7 protein-coding genes and 1 pseudogene are annotated in these 7,350 nt (G+C 64.0%); 2 read left to right on the forward strand and 6 right to left on the reverse strand.

Annotation, left to right across the window (positions count from 1 at the left end; all coding sequences use genetic code 11):
• The 3 genes from ON44_RS16545 to ON44_RS16555 form a co-directional block, all read right to left on the reverse strand.
• On the reverse strand, positions 1–571 hold a 571-nt coding region (locus tag ON44_RS16545; protein WP_040690959.1), incomplete at its 3' end, for a GAF domain-containing protein.
• 45 nt (positions 572–616) lie between these two features.
• The gene (locus ON44_RS16550; RefSeq protein WP_040690960.1) at positions 617–1,264 is read right to left on the reverse strand and encodes a response regulator transcription factor; all 648 of its coding nucleotides are present in this window, start codon (positions 1,262–1,264) and stop codon (positions 617–619) included.
• Positions 1,265–1,385: 121 nt separating this feature from the next.
• Entirely contained in the window at positions 1,386–2,384 is a 999-nt protein-coding gene (locus ON44_RS16555; protein ID WP_040690963.1) for an Acg family FMN-binding oxidoreductase, read from the reverse strand.
• Positions 2,385–2,592: 208 nt separating this feature from the next.
• On the opposite strand from ON44_RS16555, the gene ON44_RS16560 reads away from it, so the two are divergent.
• Entirely contained in the window at positions 2,593–3,315 is a 723-nt protein-coding gene (locus tag ON44_RS16560) for a sigma 54 modulation/S30EA ribosomal C-terminal domain-containing protein (RefSeq protein WP_157187185.1), read from the forward strand.
• A gap of 304 nt (positions 3,316–3,619) precedes the next feature.
• On the opposite strand, the gene ON44_RS16565 is transcribed toward ON44_RS16560, so the two are convergent.
• Positions 3,620–4,447, reverse strand: coding sequence for a DUF1460 domain-containing protein (locus ON44_RS16565; RefSeq protein WP_083897924.1), 828 nt, complete (start codon positions 4,445–4,447; stop codon positions 3,620–3,622).
• A 697-nt stretch (positions 4,448–5,144) separates the two neighbouring features.
• Between ON44_RS16565 and ON44_RS16570 the strand changes: the two genes are divergently transcribed.
• Positions 5,145–5,774, forward strand: a complete 630-nt coding sequence (locus tag ON44_RS16570) for a hypothetical protein (protein WP_157187186.1) — start codon at positions 5,145–5,147, stop codon at positions 5,772–5,774.
• A 239-nt stretch (positions 5,775–6,013) separates the two neighbouring features.
• On the opposite strand, the gene ON44_RS16580 is transcribed toward ON44_RS16570, so the two are convergent.
• Entirely contained in the window at positions 6,014–7,105 is a 1,092-nt protein-coding gene (locus tag ON44_RS16580; RefSeq protein ID WP_040690973.1) for an ABC transporter ATP-binding protein, read from the reverse strand.
• A 16-nt stretch (positions 7,106–7,121) separates the two neighbouring features.
• Positions 7,122–7,350: pseudogene (locus tag ON44_RS16585) on the reverse strand (carbohydrate ABC transporter permease); the annotation flags it as partial.

Here is a 7,350-nt window from a genome sequence, read left to right on the forward strand (position 1 = left end):
CCAGCGCCTGCACCACGACCTCGTCGTCGTCGGTGAATTCCTGGCCACCGGCCTTTTCGGTCAGGTACAGGTTGCCGAAGATCTCGTCGCGTACCTTCACCGGTACGCCGAGGAAGGTGTGCATCGGCGGGTGGTGGGCGGGGAAGCCGACCGAGGATGGATGCTTGGAAAGATTCGGCAGCCGAATGGGTTTCGGTTGTTCGAAGAGCAGGCCGAGGACACCGTGACCGCGTGGTAGATCGCCGATCAGGATCCGGGTGCGGTCGTCGATGCCCTCGTAGACGAATTCGGCGAGCTCGTTGCGGGTCTTATCGGTTTCGCGCACGCCGAGCGCGCCGTATCCGGCGTCGACCAACTCGATGGCGGTGTGCACGATCGAGCGCAGCGTGTTGTCCAGGTCCAGTCCGGCGGTGACGACCAGCATCGCCTCGATCAGGCGGTCCATCTGATCGCGGACGCCGACGATTTGGGCGATCCGATCCTGGACTTCGCCGAGTAATTCTCGCAGTCGAAGTTGAGACAATGTTTCCGTCACCGGCGTCGGATCGGGTCCGGCGGACTCGCCTTCCATAACCCGTATCTTCGCACGTTGCGGCCCGCTGTTTCGTGCTGCGGCTTACTCTCTATTGGTGGATGCGTTGAGTTTCGACGCCAGCACTGCGGCCTGGGTGCGACGCTCGACCCCGAGTTTGGTCAGCAGCCGGGAGACGTAGTTCTTCACGGTCTTTTCCGCAAGGAACATCCGGATCGCGATCTGCCGATTCGTCAGCCCCTCACCGAGCAGACCGAGCAGCGTCCGCTCCTGCTCGCTGAGGCCGGCCAGCGGCCCGGTCTTGGCCTCGGCCTCCTCGCGCAATTTCGACATGAGTGCCGCGGCCGCCCGATTGTCGAGCAGCGACTTACCGGCGCCGACTTCGCGAATGGCCTCGACCAGCTCCATCGTGTCGATGTCCTTGACCACATACCCGCTGGCCCCGGCCAGAATGGCATCGAGCATGGCCTGCTCGTCGGTGAACGAGGTGAGCATCAGACACCGCAGCTCGGGATGCTGATCCAGCAGTTCCCGGCATAATTCGATGCCATTGCCATCGGGCAGGCGTACGTCCAGGACCACGACCTCCGGGCGCAGCGCGGGAATGCGCGCCAACGCCTGCGACACCGTACCCGCCTCCCCGACCACCTCGAGATCGGACTCGGTTTCGATCAGATCCTTCACACCGCGACGCACGATCTGATGGTCATCGACCAGGAACACACTCGTCATCGCAACACCTCCAGCGGGGTCCCTCCAGCGTAGCCCGCCTATGTGCGCAAGTGGACGGTCGATCACCATGCGTAGGCGGAGGTAAATGTCGAGTAGACCCCACCGCCTGCGCATTCTCGACTTACCGCATGGTGAGGATGTCGGGGAGGGGGCGGCGGGGGGTCGGTGGGGGCTCGGGGGTGTTTTCGGGGGTGGTACCGATTCGGATCAGCACCTGCGGGATGGTGGGGTGGGGGAGCATGCTTGCAATAGCTGTTCGTGCCGAGGGCAATTCGGTGATGTGGGTCATCGGGCAAGTTGCCAGGCCGGACGTGGTGCATTCCAGGAGCACGGCGGAGAGGGCTTCGCCGGTGTGCAGCCACGTGGTGACGGATTCGCGGGGTGAGCTGAGTACCAGTAGGCGGGCGTGGTCCTCGAGGGTCTCGCGGCGGGCCGAATGCGGTGTGGATGGGAAGGTACGGCCTACGCCGACGCGGGCGAATTCGGCATCGGAGACCAGGGATTCGCGCGGGACGCCTTCCGCGTCGCCGGAATGTCCGGTCCACCAATGTAATTCGGTCTGGTATTCCATGTCGTAGCGGCGGACCGCGGTGGCGTGCTCGGAGGCCACCGTGAGCTTCGCGCGGGCGCTCTCGTCGAGGAGATCGAGTTCGATGTCGTGGGGTGTCACCAGCATTCGACCGGCGTGCAGGAGCGGCGATAAGTCGGCCGGCGCGTACAGCGGCAGTCGGTCGGTGCGTCGTTTATCGATGGCGCGAGCGCGGGCCAGCACGCCGATCGGCGGCTCGGGCCACGGCCGGAACTCGATGACCGCCAGATAGTCGGGGCGGCCGACATCAGGGAGCCGGGTGGTATCGGTGTGCCAGCCCTTGGCGGCGAATGCGGTGCGCACGTGGTGCAGCATCGCGCCACAGCTGATCACCAGTTGCCGACCCAGCGGGTCCGCCGAGGTCAGTAGGCGGTCGTCGTCGCGGTACAGATGCAGCCGGGTCCCGTCGAAGACCCAGCGCCACGGTTGGGTGTTGTGCAACGACGGCGCGCGGCCGGCCGAACTCATGGCCGCCAGCAACGTCGAATGGTCCGGCACGGAATGTACGGGGGAGAGGCGGGTGTCGGTCATACCTCGGAGCCTCGTCTGGCGATGTGTCGGTCGATACGGGCCTTTTACCTGTTCTCGAAGGTCGATGGTCACCCGTCGGGCCGGGCCGTGCACTGGGTGCCGAAGGTCAGGTGTGGCAGTGACTTTCGGCCCTCCCGTCGTGGACGTCGCGAATGCTGCGATCGAGTCCCGAGGGTCGGAGCTCGAACAATCCAATAGCGAGGTCGTCATGAGTGTGTCAGGGAAGTGGTCCACCCCGGCCTTCCCCGACATCGTCGTATTTCCGCGTGGACCGATCGCGGAGTTGGAACTCGAACGCGTGGCCGGGGCGGTCGGGCGATTGCTTACTCGAAACGGGGTCGACGGTGGTGCCCGGGTGCGGGTCGTGGTCGCGAATTGTCCGAGTGGGCCGCAGTTGGTGCAGGTGAATCTGTGCGTGCGCGGTACTCCGGCGCGCGTGCAGACGATCACTCCGGGGGCGGGCATGGTGTTGCCGGTCGTGCTGCGGCTGGAGCGGCTGATCGAGCGGTTGACGACAAAGCAACGGGTGGCGCCGGAGCGGGAGCCGATACGGCGACTACTCGCGGCATCCGGACATGGCACGATAACCCGCCGCAAGAATTGTTCGCTGCTGGTCGGCCCACCGGATGCGGCGGCCGCGGTGCTCGACGCGATGGACTACGACGCGCACCTGTTCGTCGACGCCGAAACCGGCGCTGACGCGATCGTCTACCGTGGCGATCCCGCGGGCATCGGGTTGGTTCGTGCGCCGTGCGACCCAGCGGCTGCCGACCCGAAGATTCCGGAGTTGTCCGAGACCGCGGCCGTCGACCGCCTGTGCACCATCGGCCTGCCATTCCTGTTCTTCATCGATCCCGTCAGCCGCCGCGGGCACCTGCTGTACCGCCGCTACGACGCCGACCTCGGGCTGATCACACCCCGGACCAGTTGACCCTGTGTTCGGCAGGACCAATGTCCCTGGATCCAGGGCATCCCGGCTCTGTCTACGACCGTGCCGCCCCGGGCACAGTTGGAATGGGAGCCGGCCACCGGCGGTCGGGCAGAAGCGAGGCGGTACGAACGGCCTACCGCGAGAACGGATCATGGGGCGGGCGATTCGACTCGGCGGTGCCATGCGGGGCACTGCACGAGTCGTGTGTGGCGATCGACGACCACGCCGTGATCCGACCGACGGATTCGCGCCGTCGCCGCCGAAACCCGCTCGCCCGCCGTCGCGTTGGCCGGTTCCGTTTCGATTACTGCGCGCGAAGCACCATGATGCCCGGCGTGGTGCGCACGTAGTCGGCGAAGGGGGAGTCGACCACCTTGTTGTTGGCGGCGAGTGAGGACGCGTTGCGGAAGACCGGGCCGCTCGGTGTCATGACGAAGATGCCGACGTGAGTCACATCGAGTCCCGGCTGGTCGGCATACGCACCGATGTAGTCACCGGTGCGGAGTCCACCGATGACGCTCTCGTCTACCGCAGCGCCGGGGATATAAGTGATGCCGCGATCGACCACCGGTAGCCCCGGAAGATATGTTCCGCCATCGGCTTTCGCGTTGAGGTGCTTGGTGACGGTCACCGCGGCCGGGCTCAACGTGCCGGTGATATCGGTGGCCGCGATGCGCGCGGTATGCGACCAATCGCTGAAGAAGTGCTTGCGCTGCTGGAACTCGACGCGGCCGTCGGTATAGCGGGTCGCGATCAGATTCGCGACGAACTGGTCGCGATCTGTGGACCTGCTGAGCGCCTCGACATAGTCGAGGTAGGTGAAGCAATCCACCCGGCGCAGATCGATGACCAACTGTTCGGGCCGGTCCACCGAGCCGATGAGCATATCCGCGCCATACGGCGTCCCGAGCAGGCGTCCCGACAACCGCTCGATCAGCTCACCCTTGCTCGCACCCGGCGAGGCAGCCCGCAGCGCCAGCAACTCATCGATCTTCCCGGCGGTGACGTCATCGCCGATCGGTGCGCCGAAGGCGGCGGGAACGGTCGGCATGACCATGCCGACGAGTGCCGAGATGATGAGCAGTAGGCGGGCGATGCTGCGCAAAGGGCCTCCAGCAGGGTGAGCGATCATTGCTGCCACGGTAGTCCGAGTCCTCCGGTCCTCGGTCGCCGAACGCGAAAACGGCCTGGTGGCCGCAAGATCCGCCGGGGTTCTGTCATGAGCCCTACATTCCCAGTCGAACAGTTTGGCCACGGGATGATCACGATGTTGTCGTTTCGTTATCTCGGAGGGGCTTTGGTCGTCGGAAATTGCCTGGTCGAGCGCGATTCGACCGGACTTACAGATGCAAGCGCGCGGCGGCGTCCCGTAGGCGCCGGGGCTCGGCGCGACGATTCCCGGCAAGTGTGGCAGGCTCAGTAATCGAGGCCGGGGTGCAGAGGTTTCGACTCGCACAACGGTCGGCGTGACCACGGGAGACCCCAGCTACGGCTGGGGTCTTCGTGTGTCTGCGGCATGCATGCCCTCGAGACGGCGCTAATTAATGTCGATTCCGCACCGATGTGAGCTCAGTAACCATATCCTGTTAAGCATCAGTTACCGACGTAACAGTTCGTTACGGCCGATCTGCAGCGTTTGTGACGCCAGAACCTGCGTGTAACGATAGTTTCAATCGCGAACGAACAAATCATCCCGAAGTGTTCACCCACGGCAGATACGGTCCCCATCGTTGCACCGGATTTGTTCCCTTCGGTGTGTTCGCATGCGGGTCGAATCGCCGGTTGTGGCTGTCTTGCGCAGGTATGCGCGAAAACAAGGAATGGTGCACGTGAGTGAGTTCTGGAGTCTGAGCACGTCGGTCGCTTTGGTCAGCGTCGGCATCTCACTGTATGGTGTCGTCGCATATCTGGTCGGAATTCTGGATGGTGATACGCGACCGCGCATGGCGTCTTGGGTCGCCTGGTGTACTGCCAATACCGTATTCGCGGTGGTCGCATATCTGGCGGGCGCATATCTTGCCGCGGGTATCAATGCCGCGTCAGCAAGTATGAATGCCGCCGTTATCGCCCTCGGTCTGCGGCGTGGGGTGAGTCTGCGGCCCGGGGATAATATCGATTGGGCGTGTCTGCTCTCCTCTGTCGCATGTGTGCTGGTCACAGTGGATATTTCGGAGAAGACGTTCGGTGCGCTGGTGGCCATCTGCGCCAATCTCATCGCCACCATCCCGACGCTGCGGCACGCCTGGTCGAAGCCTCAGGAAGAAACCTGGCAAATGTTCGCCGCGAATGCCTTCGCCGGAGCTCTCGGTGTGCTGGGAGTGCTTCTGGCGAGCGGATATCAATTCGCCACTGTCGCGGGTCCGCTGATTACCATGATCGGAAATATTGCCTTGGTTTCGCTCACTGCCGGCCGTGGTCGAATGGTCGAAGAAGCTGCTGTGCCCGTGAGAGTTGGTTAGCTGAAATGCGATCGATAACCTCCAATATCGGCGACTGTTTCACCGATCCGGGTGAATTGACTCCGGGACAAGCGCGGCGTGCGCTGGCCATCCACAATATTTGTTCACCGAGCTGCCGTATATTGCGACAGGCCAAACTGGCTCTCGATGGCTCATCGGTATCCACGGAAAGTTTCAGCGAGGCTCCAAAATATTCCGCCGTTGAATTGATCGGATACGGCGAAGTCTCCACCGGATATCTACGCTGAATTCTCCAGCAATAATCCGGTTTCCGGGTCGTACCAGCGGCAGGCCTGCGGTGGCACACGCAGGTTCAGCGCGTCGCCCTGGTCGGCCCGGAAGCTGGGCTGCGTCTGAATCTTGACGGTCTGTCCGTTGACATCGGTGGTCAACAGGGTGGACGAGCCGAGTGGCTCCAGCACCTGGAGTTGGGCGCGCACCGAATCGGTGCCCGCCTCGTCGCTTACGGCGATGGCCTCGGGCCGGATGCCGAGGTTGAGCTTCTTTCCGTTGAACGATGCGAGCGCGGCGGGGACCGGCAGCGACTGCCCGCCGAGATCGATCTGCGGTCCGGCCTCGCCGATGTCGACGATCCCGGTGAGGAAGTTCATCGGCGGGCTGCCGAGGAAGCCGCCGACGAATTCGGTCGCCGGACCGTCGTATACCGCTGTCGGCGAACCGCATTGAACGATCACCCCGTCGCGCATGACCGCGACGCGATCGCCCAGCGACAGCGCCTCGACCTGGTCATGGGTGACATAGATCGTGGTGGTGCCGAGCTCGCCGACCAACTTCTTCAACTCCGCGCGGAACGAAAGCCGCAGCAGCGCATCCAGATTGGACAGCGGCTCGTCCATGAGCAGCACATCGGCATCCATGACGATCGCGCGCGCCACCGCGACGCGCTGGCGTTGGCCGCCGGACAGCTTCGCCGGATACCGATCCAGGTACGGCGTGAGCTGCAGCAGATCCGCGGCCCAAGCGACCTTGCGCCGGATCTCCTCGGCGGGCACGCCGTGCACCCGCAGGCCGAAGCCGATATTGTCGGCGACCTTCTTATTGGGGAAGACGGCATAGGACTGGAACACCATCGACAGGTTGCGTCGCCGCGGCTCGAGATAGGTGACATCCTTGCCGCCGATCACGATCTGCCCCGCATCCGGCAGTTCCAGCCCGGCGATCATGCGCAGTAGCGTCGTCTTACCGCAGCCGGACGGCCCGAGCAGCACCATGAATTCACCGTCGGCGACCTCGAGCGAGACCTGGTCGGTGGCGCGCGTGGTGCCGCCGGGGTAGGTCTTCACCAGATCCCGCAGAATCACTTCGGCCATATGCCCTACACCTCTGTCATCTCAGCGTCGTCCCCCACATATTCACCAGATAGCGCCGCATCACGAAGATGAAGATCAGCGCCGGAATGATCAGCGCGAACCCGCCCGCGAACCGGTACGGCGTCGACGCCTCACCGAGCGTGGTGAGCACCTGCGCGGGCAACGTGCGATGTCCGAGCGTCACGATGGTCGCGCCGAGGATCTCGTTCCACGACAGTACGAACGTGAAGATAGACGATGCGGCC

It is taken from the genome of Nocardia vinacea NBRC 16497 (assembly GCF_000308835.1).
Classification (GTDB): Bacteria; Actinomycetota; Actinomycetes; order Mycobacteriales; family Mycobacteriaceae; genus Nocardia; species Nocardia vinacea.